Raw genomic sequence first — 21,298 nt, 5'->3', positions numbered from 1 at the left:
ATAACGCACAGAGCGTGATTTGTGCAGGTAGCGGCCGTCCGACAGCCCCCCGTTACGCACGTGATATGCGTTACAATCTGGCGCGAGGAGAAGGAGTAGCGACCGGGCCCCGACATCCGACCGATCGGCCGGCGAGCAACGGCTGTTCGACCCTCGACGGCGACATGTTTTACTTAGGTAATCCTTGGTTGCCGGACGGCCGTCCCCGGCGACGCACCACGGCATCGGGGCGGTCGAGCACGTCGGGTCACAGACCACCCACGACATGAAAATGACGACCGAGAAAGGGATTTGCGATTTTCAAGCTGCTGTCGCGCGTGTGGATCCCGTTGGTCGTCATGGTGGTGGTGGCCGTCGGCGCCTTCATCGTGTACCGCGTGCACGGTTACTTCGGCTCGGAAAAGCGGCCGTCCTACGCGGACAGCAACCTGCAGAATCCCGAGCCGTTCAACCCCAAACGCATCACCTACGAGGTGTTCGGACCGCCGGGTACCGTCGCGGACATCAGTTATTTCGACGTCAACTCCGACCCACAACGCGTCGACGGGGCGCGGCTGCCGTGGTCGCTACACATCAGCACCACCAAGGCGGCGATGGTGAGTAACCTTGTGGCACAAGGCGATAGCGACAGCATCGGCTGCCGGATCCTGGTCGACGACGTGGTCAAGGCCGAGCGGATATCCAACTCGGTCAACGCCTTCACCTTCTGCCTGGTGAAGTCCGCGTGAGTACCACCTACTCCCGCGGCTTCGACGGCCCGGCCGCCGCCGAAAACGGCCACCGGCCGTTCATCCCGCGCATGCTGCACGCCCTGGCCGTGCCGGTCATCCTGTTCTGGGTCGGGGTGGTGATCCTGCTTAGCCTGTTCGTACCCTCACTGGAAGTCGTCGGGCAAGAGCGATCGGTCTCTTTGAGCCCCAAAGACGCGCCGTCGTTCGTCGCGATGCGCCACATCGGCAAGGCGTTCAACGAGGGTGAGACCGACAGCTACGCGATGATCGTGCTGGAAAGCGACAAACCGCTCGGCGACGAGGCGCACCGCTATTACGACGAGATGGTCCGCAAGCTGCGAGACGACAAGAAACACGTCCTGAGCATCCAGGATTTCTGGGGTGATCCGCTGACCGCCGCGGGCGCCCAGAGCAACGACGCCAAGGCGGTGACGGTCCAGGTCATCCTCACCGGCAACCAGGGCGAACCGCTGGCCAACGAATCCGTACTGGCCGTCCGCAAGATCGTCGACGGCATCAAGGCGCCGCCCGGGGTCAAGGCCTACGTCACCGGAGCGTCGGCGCTGGCCGCCGACCTGCACGACAGCGGCGACAAATCCATGGCGAAGATCACCATCACCACCGTGGTGGTGATCTTCACGATGCTGATCTTCATCTACCGGTCCTTCCTCACCGTGCTCCTGCTGCTCATCACGGTCGGCGTCGAGTTGAGCATCGCGCGGGGAACCGTGGCCATCCTCGGTCACAGCGGGCTCATCGGCCTGTCCACGTTCGCCGTCAGCCTGCTCACTTCGCTGGCGATCGCGGCCGGCACCGACTACGGCATCTTCATCATCGGCCGATATCAGGAGGCCCGCCAAGCGGGCGAGGACCGCGAAACAGCGTTCTACACCATGTGGCACGGCACCGCGCACGTGATCCTGGGCTCCGGGCTGACCATCGCCGGCGCCACCCTCTGCCTGCACTTCGCCCGGATGCCCTACTTCCAGACACTGGGCATCCCCTGCGCGGTGGGCATGCTGGTCGCGGTCCTCGTCGCACTCACGCTGGGTCCGGCGGTGCTGGTGGTCGCCGGCAAGTTCGGGGTGTTCGACCCTAAACGGGTGTTGTCAGTGCGCGGCTGGCGCCAGGTGGGAACGGCCGTGGTGCGCTGGCCGCTGCCGATCCTGGCCGTCACCATGGCGATCGCCATCGTCGGCCTGATCACCCTGCCCGGCTACAAACCCAGCTACGACGACCGCGCCTATCTGCCCGCGTTCATCCCGGCCAACACCGGCTTCGCCGTCGCCGATCGCCACTTCTCCCAGGCCCGCATGAAGCCGGAGATCCTGATGATCGAGTCCGATCACGACATGCGCAACCCGGCGGACTTCCTGGTGCTGGACAAGCTGGCCAAGGGCATCTTCCGGGTGCCGGGAATCTCCCGGGTGCAGGCGATCACCCGGCCCGACGGCACGCCGATGGACCACACCTCGATTCCGTTCCAGATGAGCATGCAGAACGCCGGCCAGGTACAGACCATGAAGTACCAGCGCGACCGGATGAACGACATGCTCAAACAGGCCGACGAGATGACCAAGACGATCGGCCTGATGCAGCAGATGTACGCGCTGATGACCAAGCTCGTCGGTGTCACCCACAAGATGGTGGGCGACACCGAGGAGATGCAGCAGATCACCAACGACCTGCGCGACAAGATCGCCAACTTCGACGACTTCTTCCGGCCGATCCGTTCCTACTTCTATTGGGAGAAGCACTGTTTCGACATCCCGGTGTGCTTCACGATGCGCTCGATCTTCGACGCGCTGGACGGCATCGACCAGCTGACCGAGAAACTGGACGTGCTGGTCGGCGACATCAAGCAACTGGACACGCTGATGCCCCAGATGATCGCCACCTTCCCGCCGATGATCGAAACCATGGTCAGCATGCGCACGATGATGCTGACGATGCACAGCACCATGTCGGGGATCTTCGACCAGATGGACGAGATGAGCGAGAACGCGACGGCGATGGGCCATGCGTTCGATGCCGCCAAGAACGACGACTCGTTCTACCTGCCGCCCGAGGTGTTCAAGAACGCCGACTTCAAGCGCGCCATGAAGAACTTCCTGTCCGCCGACGGGCGCGCGGCGCGGTTCATCATCCTGCACCGCGGTGACCCCGCCTCCGACGAGGGCATCGCCAGCATCGACAAGATCCACACCGCGGCCGAGGAGGCACTCAAAGGCACCCCGCTGGAGGACGCCAAGATCTACCTGGCCGGCACCGGGGCGGTGTTCAAGGACATTTCCGACGGCGCCAAATGGGACCTGGTGATCGCCGGCGTCTCCTCGCTGTGCCTGATCTTCATCATCATGCTGATCATCACCCGGGCCTTCGTCGCGGCCGCCGTGATCGTCGGCACGGTCGCGCTGTCGCTGGGCGCCTCCTTCGGACTGTCGGTGCTGGTCTGGCAGCACATCCTCGGCATTCCCCTGCACTGGCTGGTGATCGCGATGTCGGTCATCGTGCTGCTGGCGGTCGGATCGGACTACAACCTGCTGCTGGTGTCCCGCTTCAAACAGGAGATACACGCCGGCCTGAACACCGGCATCATCCGGTCGATGGGCGGCACCGGGAAGGTCGTGACCAACGCGGGCCTGGTGTTCGCGTTCACCATGGCCTCGATGATCATCGGCGACGCACGGATGATCGGCCAGGTCGGCACCACCATCGGTTTGGGTCTGCTGTTCGACACGCTGATCGTGCGAGCGTTCATGACGCCGTCGATCGCCGCACTGCTGGGCCGTTGGTTCTGGTGGCCGCTGCGGGTGCGGACACGTCCGGCGCGCAGTCCCGCGCTGCTGCGCGCCGACGAGCAGACCCGGCCGATGGCGCTCAGCAGCGAACGCTGAGACAGGTACCCGTCCGGCCGACCTGGGACTCCGAATACCCAAGGTGCACTGCTTGATTCGTACCCGGGCGCCCGGGTGATGGCCGGGCCGCTCGCGCGGACGCGACCTGGCGTTAGGCTACCGACGATGACCGCACCGCAACAGGCTCGCGACCTGGACGCCTTGCTGCGCCGGATCGCCGACGGCGACAACGCGGCATTCGCCGACTTCTACGACCAGACCAAGAGCCGGGTGTACGGACTGGTGACCAGGGTGTTGCGGGATACCGGCTACAGCGAAGAGACCACCCAGGAGATCTACCTCGAGGTGTGGCGGACCGCGGCCGGCTTCGACGCCGCCAGGGGTTCCGCGCTGGCCTGGCTGATGACCATGACGCACCGCCGGGCGGTCGACCGGGTGCGCAGCGAGCAGGCCGGCACACAACGCGAATCCCGTTACGGGGCAGCCAATGTCGACCCCGCCGCGGACGTCGTCGCCGATTCGGCGATCGCCGGCGACGAACGCCGCCGGGTGATCCGCTGCCTGGACGCGTTGACCGACGCCCAGCGCCAGTGCATCGAGATGGCCTACTACGGCGGGCTCACCTACGCCGAGGTGTCGCAGCGGTTGGCCGCTAACCTGTCCACCATCAAGTCACGCATGCGGGACGCGCTGCGCGGCCTGCGCAGCTGCCTGGACGTGTCATGACCGAACCGGACGACTTCGACCTGCTCGAGCTGGCCACCCCCTACGCGCTGCACGCCTTGTCGGCCGCGGAGCGGGCCGAGATCGACGCCCGGGTCGCGGACGCGCCCGCCGCGCTGGCGGCCGAGTTCGCCGCCGAGGTGCGCGCCGTTCGCGAGACGATGGCGGCACTGTCGTCGGCCGACGCCGTCGAACCGCCGGATCGGCTGCGCGCAGCGGTGCTGGCGCTGGCCGCCCCGGCTCGCGCTGAGAGCCGATCACGCTGGCGCACAGCGCTTTTCGCAGCCGCAGCGGCAATCGTGGTGGGTCTGGGTGCGTTCGGCGTCGGGGTGCTGAGCCGGCCGTCCCTTACACCGAGCGTCGCCGAGCAGGTTCTGGCCGCACCTGACGTGCGCACGGTGTCGGGCACGTTGGGCACCGGGACGGCCACGGTGATGTTCTCCCGCGAGCGCAACGCGGGGGTGCTGGTGATGAACAACGTGGCTCCGCCGGCACCGGGCACCGTCTACCAGATGTGGCTGATGCGCAGCAACGGTCCGGCCTCGGCGGGAACGATGGATGCCGCGGCCGTGGCGCCGTCCACCAAGGCGACGCTGGACAACCTGGGTGGTGCGAGCGCGCTGGCGTTCACGGTGGAATCGGGCAGCGGGTCGCCGCAGCCTACTGGGGCGATCCTGGCGCAGCTGCCGCTGGGCTGATCAGCCGGTGCGCCGGGATTTCCCCAGCACGCCGCCGATCATCGCGACAAGAAACCCCACCACCACCAGTGCGGCGCCGGCGGCCAGCGTCACGTTCAGCCACCGGTGCAGGCTGTCTTCGGCATGACCGACCAGCACGTCGGCCATCCGGCGGATGTCACCGGTCGTCCGGTTCAGTTGCTCGTTCAGATAGCCCCGGCCGATCTCGATCCCGGCCCAGCCCGCCGCACCGACGAGCAGCGCCGACACCCCGAGGCTGGTGAGCGCACGGCCCCGGCCGCGGGCGGCGGCGAGGGTGATCAGCGCGAACACCACGCAGCCCAGTGCGGCGCCGAGGCTGACCCACGGGCCCCACACCGCCGCGCGATGCAACTCGCCCTGGTGCACCGGCCCGGAGACGGTCACCGGCACCCGCAACGTGTCGGGCACCTGCACGTGGTAGGAGTTCAGCAATTGCCGAATCGACGTCTCCCGCAGCATCGGGGCCACGTCGACCGTCCATCGCTCGCCGCCGGACGACGGGGCGGTGAACAGCCAGGCATGCGCGGCGCGGTTCGTCTCGGCGAACAGCGGCGGGAACGATGGGCCGGCCGTGAACGCGGCGGCAACGTCGTGCACCGTCGCACTGTCAACCTGGAATCTGTGTTCGTTGATCAGCGCCGCCGCCCGAGTGGTGAGTTCGGATGCCATCGCCGCCTGCAGCGCCGGGTCGCGGGCGGCCCGCTCGGCCAGCCGCGCGTAGCCGTCCTCGTCCACGATGTCGGCCTGCGCCCAGCCCGCCGGTACCGCCACCGCCAGCGCCAGGGTGGCCAGCAGCCAGCACAACGCCTTGACGAGCCCGGCCAGCAATCGCACGACTGACTCCTACTGCTGCATGCCCCGCAGGTAGGCGGCCTGGCCCAGATGTTGTGCGCAGTCGTCGATGATGCTGACCAGCCGAGCGCTGGCGGTCACCGGCGGATCCCAGTTGGTGTCGACGACACGGGCGAGTTCGTCGGCGGTCACCGTCGCCACGTACTCGAGCGTCAGCCGATGCACGGCGCGGTAGTAGCCGGCCAGCAGATCGGCCGGTGCGCGCACCTTGGCCACGTCCTGCGCGCTGTGCCCGTAACCGGTGTCATTGCGCGGCAAGTCCAGCCCGAACCGGTCCACCCAGTCGGTCCACGCCTGCTCAACGCCGGCGACGTGCGCCAGCTGGATGTCCTGGACGCGGGCACTGTGCCAGATCAGCCACGCGATGCTGTTCGCTTCGGGCGTCGGCCGGTAATCGGCGACCTCGTCGGTCAGGCCGTCGGTGAGCTCGTCGACGTGTTCGATCAGCCGGGTAAACGCGTCCCGGAGCAGTTCCCGGGCCGCTTCGTCGCTTGCTGCCATGGCGGCGACGCTACCCTGTCGCGCCGTGCCGGACGGCTTCGACGTTGTTGCCGTGCGGATCACGCACGAACGCACCGAAGTAGCCGGGGTGGAATGCGACGTGGACTTCCCGTTGGGGCCCGTGGCGGAGCCGTCGGCGATTCTGGCACCACCCGCCGAACGGGTCGTAGATTGTTTAGATGACCTACGACCTTCTCCTCCGCAACGGCACCATCGTCGACGGGTCGGGGGGGTGAGCCGTTCGTCGGTGATGTCGCGGTGCGGGACGGCGTGATCGCCGCGGTCGGCCCGCCGGAGGGGGCCACGGCGGCGCGGGTGATCGATGCGACGGGGCTGCTGGTCACGCCGGGCTTCGTCGACCTGCACACCCACTACGACGGCCAGGCCATCTGGTCGGACCGGCTGACGCCGTCCTCGGCGCACGGGGTGACCACGGTGGTGATGGGCAACTGCGGCGTCGGGTTCGCGCCGTGCCGCCAGGAGGACCACGACGTGCTGGTCGACGTGATGGCCGGTGTCGAGGACATCCCCGGGGTGGTGATGACCGACGGCCTGCCCTGGACCTGGGAGACCTTCCCCCGAATACCTGGACGCCCTGGAGTCGCGACGGCGGGACATCGACGTCGCGGCCTACCTGCCGCACTCTCCGCTGCGGGTGTATGTGATGGGCCAGCGCGGCGCCGACCGCGAACCCGCCACCGAAGAGGATCTGGCCCGGATGCGCGCGCTGGCCAAGCAGGCCGTCGAGGCCGGGGCGCTGGGTTTCGCGTCGTCGCGGCTGATGATCCATAAAACCGAAAGCGGCGCTCCGATTCCGAGTTACGAAGCGGGACGCGAGGAGATCGAGGCGATCGCCCGCGGCGTCGTCGACGGCGGCGGCGGGCTGCTGCAGTTCGTGCCCGACATCCCGACCAGGGGTTATCAGCACGTCCTGCAGACGGTCTTCGACGTCGCCGAAGACGTCGGCCTGCCGCTGACCTTCACCCTGGTGATCGCCAGCACGGGCGAACCCACCTGGCCCGAGGCGATCACCATGATCGAGAAGGCCAACAGCGCCGCGGGCGAACTCCGCGTCACCGCACAGCTGCTGCCGCGTCCCATCGGGTTGATCATCGGGCTGCAGCTGTCGGCCAACCCGTTCGTGCTCTACCCGAGCTACCGCGAGATCGCGCACCTGCCGTTGGCCGAACGCGTCGCCGAAATGCGCAAGCCGGAAGTGCGCGCCCGCATCCTGGCCGACAAGCCCGGCGCGGGTCACCCGATCCTGTACGCCGCCCAGATGTGGGACTGGATCTTCCCGCTGGACGACAATCCCAGCTACGAACCGGACATGTCGACAAGCATCGGGGCCCGGGCGCGGGCCCGCGGGGTGGAGCCCATCGAGGAGGCCTACGACCGGATGCTCGACGAGGACGGCCGGGCCATGCTGCTGGTCGCAACCAGCAACCTGCAGAACAACTCGCTGGACACCGTGGGCGAACTGCTGCACCGCGACGACGTGGTGCTCGGGCTCGGCGACGGCGGCGCGCACTACGGCATGATCTGCGACGCCAGCTACTCCACGTACTTCCTGGCGCACTGGGCGCGCGATCGCGCGACGGGCCGCTTCAGTGTGCCCGAAGCGGTCCGCGAACTGACGTCGGTGCCGGCGCGCATCGCCGGCCTGGCCGACCGCGGCCGCATCGCCGTCGGCTACAAAGCCGACCTCAACGTCATCGACCACGCGAGGCTGCGGCTGCACAAACCGACCATCACCTACGACCTGCCCGCCGGTGGACGCCGGCTGGACCAGACGGCGCAGGGGTACGTCGCTACGGTGGTTTCCGGCGAGGTGATCGCCGAGAACGGAGTGCCCACTTCGGCCCGCCCCGGCAAACTGGTACGCGGGCGACAAGCGGCGCCCGTCCCGGCCTGACACCTTGCTGTCAAGCGACTGAGAATTGGGCCTACCGGTTAGTCGATATGCCCACGGCAAAAGTATGTGGCGGGTAAGTTTGGGTGGTGACAAGCCCGCATTTCGCGTGGTTGCCGCCTGAGATCAACTCGGCATTGATGTTCGCCGGTCCCGGCGCGGGACCGTTGCTGGCGGCTGCCTCGGCGTGGGGCGGATTGGCCGAAGATCTGGCGTCCTCGGTGGCCTCGTTCACCGCTGTCACACAAGAGCTGACCACCTCATCGTGGCTGGGCCCGTCGGCCGCGGCGATGATGGAAGTCGCGACGCAGTACATGGCATGGCTCAGCGCTGCCGCGGTTCAAGCCGACCAGGCCGCGGCGCAGGCCACCGCGACGGCGGCGGCGTTCGAGGCGGCGGTGGCGGCCACCGTGCAGCCGGCGGTGGTGGCCGCCAACCGCGGCTTGGTGCAGATGCTGGCGTCCACCAACTTCTTCGGCATGAACTGGCCCGCGATCATGGACACCGAATCCGCCTACGAACAGATGTGGGCCGCCGACGTCGCCGCCATGGCTAACTATCACTTCGACGCGTCGATGGCCGCCTCGCAGCTGGCGCCGTGGCAGCAGGTGCTGCGCAACCTCGGCATCGACATCGGCAAGAACGGCATCAACTTCGGCTTCGGCAACAGCGGCTTCGGCAATATCGGCAACAACAACGCCGGCAACTACAACGTCGGCGGCGGCAACAGCGGTAGCGGCAACATCGGCGTCGGCAACACCGGCAGCTACAACTTCGGCATCGGCAACACCGGCAACAGCAACATCGGTTTCGGCAACTTCGGCAGCAACAACCTCGGCTTCGCCAACACCGGCAGCATGAACTTCGGGTTCGGGCTGACCGGTGACCACGACGTCGGCTTCGGTGGCTTCAACTCGGGCAGCGGCAACGTCGGGTTCGGCAACTCGGGCACCGGGAACACCGGTTTCTTCAACTCTGGGGTCGACAACGCCGGCATCGGTAACTCAGGAGTCTTCAACGCCGGCGTCGGCAACTCCGGAAGCGCCACCACCGGCTTCGCCGGCGGTCTCACCCCGTGGGCGTCGGGCATGTACAACGGCGTGCCGGGCGGTGCCGAAGCCGTGTTGACGAACACCGCGCACTACGCGACCGGCGGCCTGGGAACGGCAGCATTGGGTTCGGGCCTGCTGGGTTCGGCGCTGGCCGGTACCGGCGGCTTGCATACCGGTCTGGCGAGCGCACTGAGCTCCGGAATCGGCGCCGCGCCGGTCGTCGCCGCGGCCCCTGCCCCGGCCGCCCCGCTGGACTCCGCCGGCCCAAGCCCGGTGTCGGCCAACCCGACCAGCAGCGCGGCCGCCAATTCGGGTCTGCGGGCCAGCGCCAGCAACGTGACCGGCTTCTACAGCCCGCCCACCGACCCGACCGCGCGGCCGGGCACACCAAGCATCCCGAAGTCGAACTTCTACCCCGAGATCGACCGCGACACCGCCGGCGCGAACCGGGTCATCAAGTTCCCGGTGCGGTCGGAGTAGTAAGGGTCCATGACCCGTAAGACCGCGAAGAAGGTCGACTTCGACCGACTGGCCGCCGCGCTGTCGGACTATCCGTTCGCCTATCTGATCACCGTCGACGACGACTATCGGGCGCACACCGTGACGGTCGAACCCGTGCTGCGCGACCGAACCGTCCTGGACGTCGGGCTGATCGGCGGCGGCACCCGCACCAACCTGGCCCGCCGCGGCGGGGTCACGCTGCTCTGGCCGCCGTCCGAGCCGGGCGGATACTCGTTGATCGTCGACGGCCGCGCCCAGCTCAGCGAGGCCGGCGCCGGCGCGGTGCGCTGCGAAGTCACGCCCACCCGAGCCCTGCTGCACCGCAACGCCGACCACCCGTCCGCGGCCAAGGGCTGCCTGCACGACTGCGTCGTGTTCAGCCTGCCGGTCACGTGAGCCGCGTCGAACCACTCGCTCCGCCGTGGAGCGAGGACGACGCCGCCGGTATCAACAGCTGGGGGCATCCGGACCGCAGCTATGAGCCGCTGCTGCTGGTGCGCTGCCTGCAGCGCCATCCGGCGCTGGCCGCCCGGCTGCGCAAGCTCGGGGAGGCGCTGTACGTGGCAGCGCTGCTGCCGCCGCGCACCCGCACCATCGCGATCCTGCGCATTTGTGCGTTGCTGGGTTGCCGGTACGAGTGGGGTGGACAAGCCGCGTTCTGGGGTCCGATCGCCGGCGTCAGTGACACCGAGTGCGACGCCCTGGTCACCGGCGGCGCCGTGCGCTGGAGTGCCGACGAGCGGACGCTGATCGAGGCAGTCGACGAACTGGAGCGCACCGGCTCCTGGACGGACGCCACCTGGGTGGCGCTGGGCGGTTTCCTGTCCGACGAGCAACGGATCGAGTTGCTGACCGCGGTCGGCTGGTACCGCACCATCTGCACCCTGTGCAACGCCCTGGCGCTGCCGGTGGAGGGCTGGATGCGGCGCTGGCCGGGCTAGGCCGAGCGGTCCCGTTTCAGGCCGGGGTGCTGGCTGTTCAGCAACGGCAACAACAGTCGCCGGGGCATGAACTGGAACAGCCTTGTGCTGAGCCGGCTGGGCAGTCCGGGGATGACCGTTCCGCGGTCGCCGTCGAGGGCGTCGACGCCGGTCCGCGCCACGTCCCGGGACGGCATCCACATGAACTTGGGGAAGGCGTCGGCGAAGGTGCGTTCGTCCATGCCCGCCCGCACCAGGAACTCGGTGCGCACCGGCCCGGGGCACAGCAGCGCGACGGTGACACCGGTGCCGGCCAATTCGCCGCGCAGGCCCTCGGTATAGGTATGCACGAACGCCTTGGTGGCCGAGTAGCACACCTGACCGGGGAAGGGGTGAAAGCCGGCGGTGGACCCGACATTGAGGATCGCTCCGCGGCCGCGCGGCACCATCTGCTGGACGGCGCGGGTGGTGAGGTCGACGAGGGCCTCGACGTTGAGCCGGACCTGAGCGGTCTCCTTGTCGACGTCGGTTTTCGCCACCGCCCCAATGGTGCCGATGCCGGCGTTGTTGACCAGGATGTCGACGGTCAGGCCGCGCCCGCCGATCTCGTCGAACAGGCCGGCGCGGGCGTGCGGGTCTGCGATGTCGCAGGCTGCCACCTCGACGTTGCCGCCGCGGGCGGCGAGTTCCTCGGCGAGTGCCCGCAGCTTGTCCTCGCGACGGGCGACGAGCGTGACGCCGTGGCCGCGGCCGGCGAGCTCACGTGCGATGTCGGCGCCGATGCCTGATGATGCGCCCGTGACGACGGCGGTGCTGCTTGGTGTCGGAGTCGGAAGTGCCACACTGCGAACCTACAAGGCCGACGAAAAAACCCGGCCCCCTCGTGAGGGACCGGGCTTTTTCGCTGCGGTGGACTTGCTTTAGAAGTCCATCCCGCCCATGCCGCCGGTCGGGTCGCCGACGGGAGCGGCGGCCTTCTCCGGCTTGTCTGCGACGACGGCCTCGGTGGTCAGGAACAGCCCGGCGATGGACGCCGCGTTCTGCAGCGCCGAGCGGGTCACCTTGACCGGGTCGGCAACGCCGGCCTTGAGCAGGTCCTCGTACTCACCGGTGGCGGCGTTCAGGCCGGTCCCGGCGGGCGAGTTGCGAACCTTCTCGGCCACCACACCGGGCTCGAGCCCGGAGTTGAAGGCGATCTGCTTCAGCGGAGCCTCGAGCGCCACGCGCACGATGTTGGCACCGGTGGCCTCGTCGCCCTTGAGGCCGAGGTCCTCGAGCGCCGGAGCCGACTGCAGCAGGGCCACGCCACCACCGGCGACGATGCCCTCCTCGACGGCGGCCTTCGCGTTGCGGACGGCGTCCTCGATGCGGTGCTTGCGCTCCTTGAGCTCCACCTCGGTGGCGGCTCCGGCCTTGATCACCGCAACACCGCCGGCCAGCTTGGCCAGGCGCTCCTGCAGCTTCTCGCGGTCGTAGTCGGAGTCGCTGTTCTCGATCTCGGCGCGGATCTGGGCCACCCGGCCGGCGATGGCGTCGGAGTCGCCGGCGCCCTCGACGATGGTGGTCTCGTCCTTGGTGATGACGACCTTGCGGGCCTTGCCGAGCAGCGAGATGTCGGCGTTCTCCAGCGAGAGACCGACCTCCTCGCTGATGACCTGACCACCGGTGAGGATGGCCATGTCCTGCAGCATCGCCTTGCGGCGGTCACCGAAGCCCGGGGCCTTGACGGCGACGGACTTGAAGGTGCCGCGGATCTTGTTGACGACCAGGGTGCTCAACGCCTCGCCCTCGACGTCCTCGGCGATGATCAGCAGCGGCTTGCCGCCCTGGATGACCTTCTCCAGCAGCGGGAGCAGGTCCTTGACGGTCGACACCTTGGAGCTGACCAGCAGGATGTAGGGGTCCTCCAGGACCGCTTCCTGACGCTCGGCGTCGGTGACGAAGTAGCCCGAGATGTAACCCTTGTCGAACCGCATGCCCTCGGTGAGCTCGAGCTGCAGGCCGAAGGTGTTGGACTCCTCGACGGTGATGACGCCCTCGTTGCCGACCTTGTCCATCGCCTCGGCGATCAGGTCGCCGATCGACTGGTCGCCCGCCGAGATGCCCGCGGTGGCCGCGATCTGCTCTTTGGTCTCGACGTCCTTGGCCGAGGCCAGCAGGGTCTGGGTCACCTTCTCGACGGCCTTCTCGATGCCGCGCTTGAGACCCAGCGGGTTGGCGCCGGCAGCAACGTTGCGCAGGCCCTCCTTGACCAGTGCCTGCGCCAGCACGGTGGCCGTGGTGGTGCCGTCACCGGCGACGTCGTCGGTCTTCTTGGCGACTTCCTTGACCAGCTCGGCGCCGATCTTCTCGTAGGGGTCCTCCAGCTCGATCTCCTTGGCGATGGACACACCATCGTTGGTGATCGTGGGGGCGCCCCACTTCTTCTCCAGTACGACGTTGCGACCCTTGGGTCCCAGCGTCACCTTTACCGCGTCGGCGAGGGCGTTGAGGCCCCGCTCGAGACCGCGACGGGCCTCTTCGTCGTACGCAATTGTCTTGGCCATTGCGAAGTGATTCCTCCGGATTGGGAATGAGAGGGGTTACCGGGTGACGACAACCCCGTTACTTACGCTGGCCGGGCGCAGTGCCCGCGACGGACGACCCAAGCGGCTTTGCGCTGGACCTCACCGTCCCGACCTAGCACTCGCCGGTCGCGAGTGCCAACGTCATTCTTAGCACTCGCCTATGCCGAGTGCAAGATCGCCCACCGCCGTTCGCCCAGGGCTGAGCTATGTTCGGGCCATGGGCTCCCGCGAGAACGGCCGCAACTGGACGGCCGCCGACATCCCCGACCAGCACGGCCGCACCGTCATCATCACCGGCGCCAACACCGGCCTGGGCTATCACACCGCTGCTGAGCTGGCCTTTCATGGCGCGCAGGTGGTGCTCGCGGTGCGCAACCAGGAGAAGGGCAACGCCGCGCTGGCCAAGATCCGGGCCGCTAAGCCCGACGCCGACCTGAGGCTGCAGGAACTGGACCTCAGCTCGCTGGAATCGGTCCGCCGGGCCGCCGACGCGCTCCGGGGCAGCCACCCCCGCATCGACCTGCTGATCAACAACGCCGGGGTGATGTGGACGCCCAAGGAACTCACCGAGGACGGTTTCGAGCTGCAGTTCGGCACCAACCACCTCGGTCATTTCGCCCTCACCGGGTTGTTGCTCGATCACCTGCTCGGGGTCCGTGGATCCCGGGTGGTGACCGTCAGCAGCCTCGGCCACCGGTTGCGCGCCGCGATCCACTTCGACGACCTGCAGTGGGAACACAGCTACAGCCGGATCGGCGCCTACGGGCAGTCGAAGCTGGCCAATCTGCTGTTCACCTACGAATTGCAGCGGCGACTGGAAGCGGCGGGCAAGGCGCGCGAGGTGTCCACCATCGCCGTCGCCGCCCACCCCGGTGGCTCCAGTACGGAGTTGGCCCGCAACATCCCGCGGCTGCTGCGGCCGCTCAACGCGCTCGGGCCGCTGCTGTTCCAGAGCGCACAAATGGGTGCCCTGCCGACGCTGCGGGCCGCCACCGATCCGGGCGTGCAGGGCGGCCAGTACTACGGCCCCGACGGTTTCGCCGAGCAGCGCGGCCACCCCAAGCTGGTCCAGTCCAGCGCCCAGTCGCACGACCAAGACCTGCAGCGACGGTTGTGGGCGGTCTCCGAAGAGCTCACCGGCGTCAGCTTCCCGGTCTGACATGCGCTCGGTCGCCGAACACCAGCGCATCGTCGCCGAACTGATCCGGGCCAGGCCCGGCGCGACGGTCCCGCTCGCCGAAACGCTGGGCCTGGTGCTGGGCGCCGATGTCGTCGCCCCGCTGTCGCTGCCGGTTTTCGACAACTCCGCGATGGACGGATACGCCGTGTACGCCGACGACACCGCCGCCGCCACTACCGAGCAGCCGGTGGTGCTGCCGGTCACCGAGGACATCCCGGCCGGGCGCACCGATTCGTTGACGCTGCGGCCCGGCACCGCGCACCGGATCATGACCGGGGCCCCGTTGCCGGCGGGCGCGACGGGCATCGTGCCGGTCGAGGCCACCGACGGCGGCGTCGACTCGGTCGCGATCCACCAGCCCGCCGCCCCCGGCCGGCACATCCGCCGCGCCGGGGAGGACGTCGCGGCCGGCACCACCGTGCTGAACGCGGGCGCGGTGCTGACGCCGGCCGCGCTCGGCCTGGTGGCGGCGCTGGGCCTGGCCGAGCTGACGGTGACTCCGCGGCAGCGGGTGCTGGTGATTTCGACCGGGTCGGAGCTGGTGGCGCCGGGCACCGAACTGCAACCCGGGCAGATCTACGAGTCCAACGCGGTGATGCTGGCTGCCGCGCTGCGCGAGGCCGGCACGCAGGTGCTTGCGACCCAGACCGCCGGCGACGACATCGCACAGTTCAATGCGGTGCTGGACCGCTACGCCGGTGATGCCGACCTGATCATCACCAGCGGCGGCGTCAGCGCCGGTGCCTATGAGGTGGTCAAGGACGCGTTCGGCCGAGCCGGCGATGCGGGTGTCGAATTCGTCAAGGTGGCGATGCAGCCGGGTATGCCGCAAGGTGTCGGCACGGTGGCCGGCACCACGATCGTGACGTTGCCCGGCAATCCAGTGAGCGCGCTGGTGTCCTTCGAGGTGTTCATCCGGCCCGCGCTGCGCGCGGCGATGGGCTTGCCGCACCCGCACCGGCCCCTGCGCACCGCGGTGCTCACCGAGCCGGTGACCTCTCCGCGGGGCAAGCGGCAATTCCGTCGGGCCGTCCTCGACGAGGGGCGCGTCACCAGCTACGGCCCCCCGGCGTCGCACCATCTGCGCTGGCTGGCGTCGGCCAATGGGCTACTCGACATTCCCGAGGATGTCGTGGAGGTGCCCGCCGGAACCGAGCTGCAGGTGTGGGACCTGAGTTAAGACCGGTGGAACTCGTCGGCCGCGTCGAACGCCGTGCCGAATCGGATCGCAATCGCGGTGACTGCAAGCACCACCGGGATGACGACCAGCGCCGCCGACAGTCCGGCCCACTGGGCGAGGTGGCCGATCAGCGGCGGGCCGAGCAGATAACCCACCCAGCCGGTCGCGGCCACGATCGCGATCGCCGATCCCCCACCGCCGGCCCCGTACGCGGCGCTGAATGCCGTCGGCACCAGCAGCGCCACCCCAACCCGCAGGCCGGCGAACCCGATCACACCCAGCACCGGGTTGGCCGTCGCGAGCGTCACGCCCATTGCGACGACGGCGATCAGCGCCAGCGCGGGCAGCAACCGGCGGGCCGGCACCCGCGCATGCAGCCGCAGCGCGCCGAACCGGACCGCGACCATCGCCAGGGTGTAGGCCGCATAGCTCAGCGCCGACAGACCCGGCCCAGCACCGATGACGTCGTGCACGTAGTTGGCCGACCAGTCGGTGGCAGCGCCCTCGCAGAGAAAGGAGGCGAAGGCCACCGCGGCCAGGATCGCGACGGTCGGGGTGATCCGGGCGCGGCCACGCGCCTCCGGCGACGCAGCGACCGCCTCCCCCGCGACCAGGTGCCGGGTGAGTGGTCGCACCACCACCAGGACCAGTACCCCGAGGAACACCAGTTGCGGCTCCAGCCCAATGCCCGCCGTCACGCATGCGGCGCCGATCAACGCGCCCAGCAGGGCGCCGACGCTCCACATACCGTGGAAGCGGGCCATGATCGGGGAGCCCGCGAGGCGCTCCACGGTGCCTGCCGAGGTGTTCATCGCGACGTCCAGACCGCCCTGGAAGGCGCCCCACAGCGCCAGCGACGCGAACAACCACAGACCCGAGGTGGCCAGGCCGACCGTCATCGCCGCCAGGGCGTAGCCGGCGACCAGCACCGGCACCAACCGGCGGCTGCCCCAGCGTGGCAACGCCCAGTGGCAACACACTGTGGCCGCAACCGAGCCCAGCGGAGCCCCGAACAGCGCGGTTCCCAGCTGCCCGTCGTCGAGCCCCAGATCGCCTTTCACCTGCGGAATATGCGCGGCCCACGACGAAAACACCACAGCGTGGGCGAGGAACGCTGCAGTGACGGCCACCTTGGCGCGGCGAAGCTCCGGCGAGCGCGGATGTTGTGTGGAATTCAGATCGGACCCCTCCGGCGAGCCTAGCGTCTTCCGTAAGATGACCCGCGTGGCAAAACGCCCTGGCTCCACCGAAGGACCGGCGCACCTGATCGAACTCGTGCGCTCCACCGTTCCCCCGCTGCACCCGGCCGGCCTGCCGTTCGTCGCGGCCGGTCTGGCGGTGGCGGCAGCGGGGTACCGGCACCGCTGGGTGCGCCGCACGGGGCTGCTGGCGGCGGGCGCGTGCGCGGGATTCTTCCGGCACCCAGCGCGGGTGTCACCCAGCGCGGCCGGCGCGGTCGTCGCACCCGCGGACGGCACGATCTGCGTGATCGACACCGCGGTCCCGCCCGCCGAGCTCAGCATGGGCACCACACCGCTGCCCCGGGTCAGCATCTTCCTGTCCATCTTCGACGTGCACGTACAACGCGCCCCGGTCGGTGGCGAGGTGGTCGCCGTCCAGCACCGGCCCGGCGCCTTCCTGTCCGCCGACCTGCCCGAGGCCAGCGAGGCCAACGAACGCACCAGCGTGCGGATCCGCACCGCCACCGGAGCCGAAGTGGTCGCCGTGCAGATCGCCGGTCTGGTGGCACGCCGCATCGTGTGCAACGCCCACGTCGGCGACAAACTCGCCATCGGCCAGACCTACGGACTGATCCGGTTCGGCTCCCGGCTGGACACCTACCTGCCGCCGGGAACGCAACCACTGGCCGAGGTCGGCCAGCGCGCCGTCGGCGGCGAGACCGTACTGGCCCAGCTGTCATGATCAACAAGCCGCCGCGCCGGCGAACCGTCGACCTGCATCTGCTGCCCAGCGCCATGACCGTGCTGTCCATCTGCGCGGGCCTGACCTCGATCAAATTCGCCCTCGACCACAAGCCGATACCGGCGATGGCGTTGATCGCGGTCGCCGCGATCCTGGACGCCCTGGACGGGCGGGTGGCCCGCATCCTGGACGCTCAGTCCCGCATGGGCGCCGAGATCGACTCGCTGGCCGACGCGGTGAACTTCGGAGTGGCGCCGGCGCTGGTGGTCTACGTGACGCTGCTGTCGAAGTTTCCGGTCGGCTGGCCGGTGGTGCTGCTGTACGCGGTGTGCGTGGTGCTGCGACTGGCGCGCTACAACGCGCAGTTGGACGACGGAACCATGCCCCCGTACGCGAAGGAATACTTCGTCGGCATGCCGGCACCGGCCGGGGCGGTGTCCATGATCGGCACCATCGGCCTCAAACTGCAGTTCGGCGAGGGCTGGTGGACATCGGTCTGGGCGCTGTCGCTGTGGATAGCGGGAACCTCGCTGCTGATGGTCAGCGCGCTGCCGATGAAGAAGTTCCACACCCTGGCGGTGCCGCCTAATTGGGCCGCCCCGTTGCTGGCTGTGCTGGCGCTGGCCGCGGCCGCCGCGGTCGTCTACCCCTACATCCTGATCTGGGTGATCATCATCTCCTACGTCTGCCACATCCCGTTTGCGATGCGCAGCAAGCGCTGGCTGGCCAAGCACCCCGAGGCGTGGGACGACAACAACAAGGAACGACGCGCCGCCCGGCGCGCGACCCGACGGGCACAGCCGAACCGGCACTCGGTGGCACGGCTCGGCCTGCGCAAGCCCGGCGGGCGGCCGTGAGTTGGCTCAGCAACTCACCCTCACCGCGCGACTGAACACCTCGGCGGTCGATTCGCGCCGCGGTGTGGTGCGCCTGCACCCCAGCGCCATCGCCGCCCTGGGCATCCGGGAATGGGATGCGGTGTCGCTCACCGGTTCTCGGACCACCGCCGCGGTGGCTGGCATGGCGACCGTGGACATCCCAGTGCTGACGGTGCTGCTCGACGACGTCACGCTGTCCAACGCCGGTCTGCGCGAGGGCACCGAGGTGCTGGTCAGCGCGGTCACCGTGTACGGCGCCCGAACGGTGACGCTGAGCGGCTCGACCCTGGCCACCCGATCGCTGTCGCCGGCCACGCTGCGCCAGGCGTTGCTGGGCAAGGTGATGACGGTCGGCGATGCGGTGTCGCTGCTGCCGCGTGACCTGGGGCCGGGCACTTCGACGTCGGACGCCACCCGCGCGCTGGCTTCCTCGGTCGGAATCAGCTGGACCTCCGAGTTGCTGACGGTGACCGGGGTCGACCCGGACGGGCCGGTCAGTGTGCAGCCGAACACGCTGGTCGGCTGGGGCCCGGGGATTCCGGACTCGGTACGCATCATCCCGCCCGTCGACGTCTCCACCCCGGAGATGCAGGTCGAGGAACTTAAGGGCACTCAACCGCAGGCCGCCAAGCTCACCGAATGGCTCAAACTCGCCCTCGACGAGCCGCACCTGCTCAAGAGCCTTGGCGCCGGCACCAACCTGGGTGTGCTGGTGTCGGGTCCGGCCGGGGTCGGCAAGGTGACGCTGGTGCGGGCGGTGTGCGCCGGTCGCAGGCTGGTGCAACTGGACGGTCCGGCCACCGGCGCGCTGGCGGCCGACGACCGCCTCAAGTCGGTGGCGGCGGCGGTGGCGGACGTGCGTGGTGCCGGTGCGCAGGGCGGCGCGGTGCTGCTGATCACCGATGTCGACGCGCTGTTGCCGGAGATCGCCGAGCCGGTGGCCGCGCTGATCCTCACCGAGCTGCGCAAGGCGGTGGCCAGTGACGGCGTGGCGCTGATCGCCACCACGGCGCGTCCCGATCAGATCGATGCGCGGCTGCGCTCCCCGGAGTTGTGCGACCGCGAGCTGACGCTGCCGCTGCCCGATGCGGCGACCCGCAAGGCGCTGCTGGAGGCGCTGCTGCGCAACGTGCCCACCGGCGACCTCGACCTCGACGAAATCGCTTCCCGGACACCGGGTTTCGTTGTCGCCGACCTGGCCGCGCTGATGCGCGAGGCGGCGCTGCGGGCCGCGTCGCGGGCCAGCGCCGACGGTCGGGCTCCCACCCTGAACCAGGAGGACCTTCTCGGCGCGCTTACCGTCATCCGGCCGCTGTCCCGCTCGGGCAGCGAAGAGATCAGCGTCGGCAGCGTCACACTCGCCGACGTCGGCGACATGGCTGAGGCCAAGCAGGCTCTCACCGAGTCGGTGCTGTGGCCGTTGCAGCACCCCGACACGTTCGCGCGGCTGGGTGTGGATCCGCCGCGCGGGTGTTGCTCTACGGCCCACCCGGCTGCGGCAAGACGTTCGTGGTCCGCGCGCTGGCCAGCACCGGGCAGTTGAGCGTGCATGCCGTCAAGGGCTCCGAGTTGATGGACAAGTGGGTGGGGTCCTCGGAGAAGGCCGTCCGCGAATTGTTCCGGCGGGCACGCGATTCCGCGCCGTCGCTGGTGTTCCTCGACGAGGTGGACGCGCTGGCGCCGCGGCGCGGCCAGAGCTTCGACTCGGGCGTTACCGACCGCGTGGTGGCCGCGCTGCTGACCGAACTGGACGGCATCGACCCGCTGCGCGACGTCGTCGTGTTGGGTGCCACCAACCGTCCGGACCTCATCGACCCGGCGCTGCTGCGCCCCGGCCGGCTGGAGCGGTTGGTGTTCGTCGAACCGCCCGACACGCAGGCCCGACGCGAAATCCTGCGCACCGCAGGCAAATCCATCCCCCTGAGCGATGACGTCGATCTGGATCAGGTGGCCGCGGGCCTGGACGGCTACAGCGCCGCGGACTGCGTGGCCCTGTTGCGCGAAGCGGCGCTGACCGCGATGCGCCGCTCCATCGATGCCTCCGACGTCACCGCGGCCGATCTGGCCGCGGCCCGCGAGAAGGTGCGCCCCTCACTGGATCCGCTGCAGCTGGAATCGTTGCGCGCGTTCGCCAACGACTCGCGTGGTTAATCGGACAGCTGGAACTCGACCATCGCGGTCACCGAATCCACGGCTTCCAGCAGGGCGGCCAACCGATCGGCGGCCGACGGTGCGGCCAGCACGGCATAGCGGTCCGCCGGACCCATCGGTACGCGAGCGGCCAACGCGTACAACATGTTCGACTTGTCGTCGGGATCGCGCGGATAATCGAACAGCACGTCGCGGTCCGGCAGCTCGATTCCGCGCACCGCGGCGATCCGCTCGTACAGCGCCAGCACCCGGTCCTCGACGTCGCGGAACTGTGCGGCGGTCACCGGCAGCCCCGGTTCGTCGGGCCAGACCTGCACGCGGGCCCGCGGGAACGGGTCGTCGGGCAGCCATTCCCGCACCCGGATCCGCTCGCCGATCCGGCAGCGCAGCGCGAATTGGCCCGAGCCGCCGTCCACGTACTCGGTGATGGTGGCCAGCGTCCCGACGTCGCTGCGCGCGTCGCCGCCGCCGACTTCGCGGCCACGCGAGATCAGCACCACGCCGAAGCGGGGCCGCTCGCTTTCCATGCAGTGGCGCACCAGCGCGGTGTAGCGGGGCTCGAAGATGCGCAGCGGCAGCGTCTCGTCGGGCAGCAACGCCGACTCGAGCGGGAACATCGGCAGCTCGACTGTGTCACGGTTCACGGACGT

At 69.1% G+C, this 21,298-nt stretch carries 17 protein-coding genes and 3 pseudogenes; 13 read left to right on the top strand and 7 right to left on the bottom strand.

The window, feature by feature from the left end; all coding sequences use genetic code 11:
- Nucleotides 1-338 precede the first annotated feature (338 nt).
- The 4 genes from L6444_RS03770 to L6444_RS03755 all read left to right on the top strand — a co-directional run bounded on the left by L6444_RS03770 (nt 339) and on the right by L6444_RS03755 (nt 5,010).
- The gene (locus L6444_RS03770; RefSeq protein WP_236983761.1) at nt 339-728 is read left to right on the top strand and encodes an MmpS family transport accessory protein; all 390 of its coding nucleotides are present in this window, start codon (nt 339-341) and stop codon (nt 726-728) included.
- Between the two features lie 71 nt (nt 729-799).
- Nucleotides 800-3,628, top strand: a complete 2,829-nt coding sequence (locus tag L6444_RS03765; protein ID WP_236983759.1) for an MMPL/RND family transporter — start codon at nt 800-802, stop codon at nt 3,626-3,628.
- A gap of 126 nt (nt 3,629-3,754) precedes the next feature.
- Nucleotides 3,755-4,315, top strand: a complete 561-nt coding sequence (locus tag L6444_RS03760) for a sigma-70 family RNA polymerase sigma factor (protein WP_236980704.1) — start codon at nt 3,755-3,757, stop codon at nt 4,313-4,315.
- Complete coding sequence (locus tag L6444_RS03755; RefSeq protein WP_236980702.1) at nt 4,312-5,010, top strand: anti-sigma factor; 699 nt, start codon at nt 4,312-4,314, stop codon at nt 5,008-5,010. The genes L6444_RS03760 and L6444_RS03755 overlap by 4 nt, the downstream gene beginning before the upstream one ends.
- On the opposite strand, the gene L6444_RS03750 is transcribed toward L6444_RS03755, so the two are convergent.
- From L6444_RS03750 to L6444_RS03740, 3 genes and pseudogenes are all read right to left on the bottom strand, one after another.
- Entirely contained in the window at nt 5,011-5,865 is an 855-nt protein-coding gene (locus L6444_RS03750) for a hypothetical protein (protein WP_236980700.1), read from the bottom strand.
- Between the two features lie 9 nt (nt 5,866-5,874).
- Nucleotides 5,875-6,384, bottom strand: a complete 510-nt coding sequence (locus L6444_RS03745) for a mycothiol transferase (RefSeq protein ID WP_236980698.1) — start codon at nt 6,382-6,384, stop codon at nt 5,875-5,877.
- A gap of 10 nt (nt 6,385-6,394) precedes the next feature.
- A pseudogene (locus L6444_RS03740) lies at nt 6,395-6,478 on the bottom strand (VOC family protein); the annotation flags it as partial.
- Nucleotides 6,479-6,563: 85 nt separating this feature from the next.
- Between L6444_RS03740 and L6444_RS03735 the strand changes: the two are divergent.
- From L6444_RS03735 to L6444_RS03720, 4 genes and pseudogenes are all read left to right on the top strand, one after another.
- Nucleotides 6,564-8,299: pseudogene (locus L6444_RS03735) on the top strand (N-acyl-D-amino-acid deacylase family protein).
- Nucleotides 8,300-8,385: 86 nt separating this feature from the next.
- Nucleotides 8,386-9,828, top strand: a complete 1,443-nt coding sequence (locus L6444_RS03730; protein ID WP_236980697.1) for a PPE family protein — start codon at nt 8,386-8,388, stop codon at nt 9,826-9,828.
- Between the two features lie 9 nt (nt 9,829-9,837).
- On the top strand, nt 9,838-10,245 hold the full coding sequence (locus tag L6444_RS03725) for a pyridoxamine 5'-phosphate oxidase family protein (protein WP_236980695.1): 408 nt from the start codon (nt 9,838-9,840) through the stop codon (nt 10,243-10,245).
- Nucleotides 10,242-10,790, top strand: a complete 549-nt coding sequence (locus L6444_RS03720; protein WP_236980693.1) for a carboxymuconolactone decarboxylase family protein — start codon at nt 10,242-10,244, stop codon at nt 10,788-10,790. Before L6444_RS03725 ends, L6444_RS03720 begins: the two co-directional genes overlap by 4 nt.
- Here the strand turns inward: L6444_RS03720 and L6444_RS03715 are convergent.
- Together L6444_RS03715 and groL are read right to left on the bottom strand one after the other, a co-directional pair.
- Nucleotides 10,787-11,611: an SDR family NAD(P)-dependent oxidoreductase gene (locus L6444_RS03715; RefSeq protein ID WP_236980691.1), complete on the bottom strand. Its 825-nt coding sequence runs from the start codon at nt 11,609-11,611 to the stop codon at nt 10,787-10,789. The genes L6444_RS03720 and L6444_RS03715 overlap by 4 nt on opposite strands.
- Nucleotides 11,612-11,689: 78 nt before the next feature.
- Nucleotides 11,690-13,315, bottom strand: coding sequence for a chaperonin GroEL (gene groL, locus L6444_RS03710; protein ID WP_236980689.1), 1,626 nt, complete (start codon nt 13,313-13,315; stop codon nt 11,690-11,692).
- A 238-nt stretch (nt 13,316-13,553) separates the two neighbouring features.
- On the opposite strand from groL, the gene L6444_RS03705 reads away from it, so the two are divergent.
- Entirely contained in the window at nt 13,554-14,495 is a 942-nt protein-coding gene (locus L6444_RS03705) for an SDR family NAD(P)-dependent oxidoreductase (protein ID WP_236980680.1), read from the top strand.
- A gap of 1 nt (nt 14,496) precedes the next feature.
- The gene (gene moeA, locus L6444_RS03700) at nt 14,497-15,696 is read left to right on the top strand and encodes a molybdopterin molybdotransferase MoeA (protein ID WP_236980678.1); all 1,200 of its coding nucleotides are present in this window, start codon (nt 14,497-14,499) and stop codon (nt 15,694-15,696) included.
- On the opposite strand, the gene L6444_RS03695 is transcribed toward moeA, so the two are convergent.
- A complete protein-coding gene (locus tag L6444_RS03695) occupies nt 15,693-16,874 on the bottom strand; it encodes an MFS transporter (RefSeq protein WP_236983757.1) in 1,182 nt (393 codons plus the stop codon). The two genes, moeA and L6444_RS03695, sit on opposite strands and share 4 nt — an antisense overlap.
- A gap of 37 nt (nt 16,875-16,911) precedes the next feature.
- On the opposite strand from L6444_RS03695, the gene L6444_RS03690 reads away from it, so the two are divergent.
- The 3 genes and pseudogenes from L6444_RS03690 to L6444_RS03680 all read left to right on the top strand — a co-directional run bounded on the left by L6444_RS03690 (nt 16,912) and on the right by L6444_RS03680 (nt 20,648).
- Nucleotides 16,912-17,619, top strand: coding sequence for a phosphatidylserine decarboxylase (locus L6444_RS03690; protein WP_370653075.1), 708 nt, complete (start codon nt 16,912-16,914; stop codon nt 17,617-17,619).
- The gene (pssA, locus tag L6444_RS03685) at nt 17,616-18,476 is read left to right on the top strand and encodes a CDP-diacylglycerol--serine O-phosphatidyltransferase (RefSeq protein WP_236980674.1); all 861 of its coding nucleotides are present in this window, start codon (nt 17,616-17,618) and stop codon (nt 18,474-18,476) included. The genes L6444_RS03690 and pssA overlap by 4 nt, the downstream gene beginning before the upstream one ends.
- Nucleotide 18,477: 1 nt before the next feature.
- Nucleotides 18,478-20,648: pseudogene (locus tag L6444_RS03680) on the top strand (AAA family ATPase).
- Here the strand turns inward: L6444_RS03680 and L6444_RS03675 are convergent.
- On the bottom strand, nt 20,645-21,265 hold the full coding sequence (locus L6444_RS03675; protein WP_236983755.1) for an LON peptidase substrate-binding domain-containing protein: 621 nt from the start codon (nt 21,263-21,265) through the stop codon (nt 20,645-20,647). The pseudogene L6444_RS03680 and the gene L6444_RS03675 overlap by 4 nt on opposite strands.
- Nucleotides 21,266-21,298: the final 33 nt, after the last annotated feature.

This window comes from Mycobacterium kiyosense, assembly GCA_021654635.1.
GTDB classification, from domain to species: domain Bacteria; phylum Actinomycetota; class Actinomycetes; order Mycobacteriales; family Mycobacteriaceae; genus Mycobacterium; species Mycobacterium kiyosense.
The sequence above is the reverse complement of the archived record's forward strand: the minus strand, read 5'-3'. Positions and strand labels throughout refer to the sequence as shown.

Coding starts and splice junctions, on each gene's coding strand:
- L6444_RS03765 (WP_236983759.1), top strand. CDS start 800: ATGCTGCACGCCCTGGCCGTGCCGGTCATCCTGTTCTGGGTCGGGGTG.
- L6444_RS03755 (WP_236980702.1), top strand. CDS start 4,312: ATGACCGAACCGGACGACTTCGACCTGCTCGAGCTGGCCACCCCCTAC.
- L6444_RS03725 (WP_236980695.1), top strand. CDS start 9,838: ATGACCCGTAAGACCGCGAAGAAGGTCGACTTCGACCGACTGGCCGCC.
- L6444_RS03675 (WP_236983755.1), bottom strand. CDS start 21,265: ATGTTCCCGCTCGAGTCGGCGTTGCTGCCCGACGAGACGCTGCCGCTG.
- L6444_RS03770 (WP_236983761.1), top strand. CDS start 339: ATGGTGGTGGTGGCCGTCGGCGCCTTCATCGTGTACCGCGTGCACGGT.
- L6444_RS03690 (WP_370653075.1), top strand. CDS start 16,912: ATGACCCGCGTGGCAAAACGCCCTGGCTCCACCGAAGGACCGGCGCAC.
- L6444_RS03705 (WP_236980680.1), top strand. CDS start 13,554: ATGGGCTCCCGCGAGAACGGCCGCAACTGGACGGCCGCCGACATCCCC.
- L6444_RS03760 (WP_236980704.1), top strand. CDS start 3,755: ATGACCGCACCGCAACAGGCTCGCGACCTGGACGCCTTGCTGCGCCGG.
- L6444_RS03745 (WP_236980698.1), bottom strand. CDS start 6,384: ATGGCAGCAAGCGACGAAGCGGCCCGGGAACTGCTCCGGGACGCGTTT.
- groL (WP_236980689.1), bottom strand. CDS start 13,315: ATGGCCAAGACAATTGCGTACGACGAAGAGGCCCGTCGCGGTCTCGAG.
- moeA (WP_236980678.1), top strand. CDS start 14,497: ATGCGCTCGGTCGCCGAACACCAGCGCATCGTCGCCGAACTGATCCGG.
- pssA (WP_236980674.1), top strand. CDS start 17,616: ATGATCAACAAGCCGCCGCGCCGGCGAACCGTCGACCTGCATCTGCTG.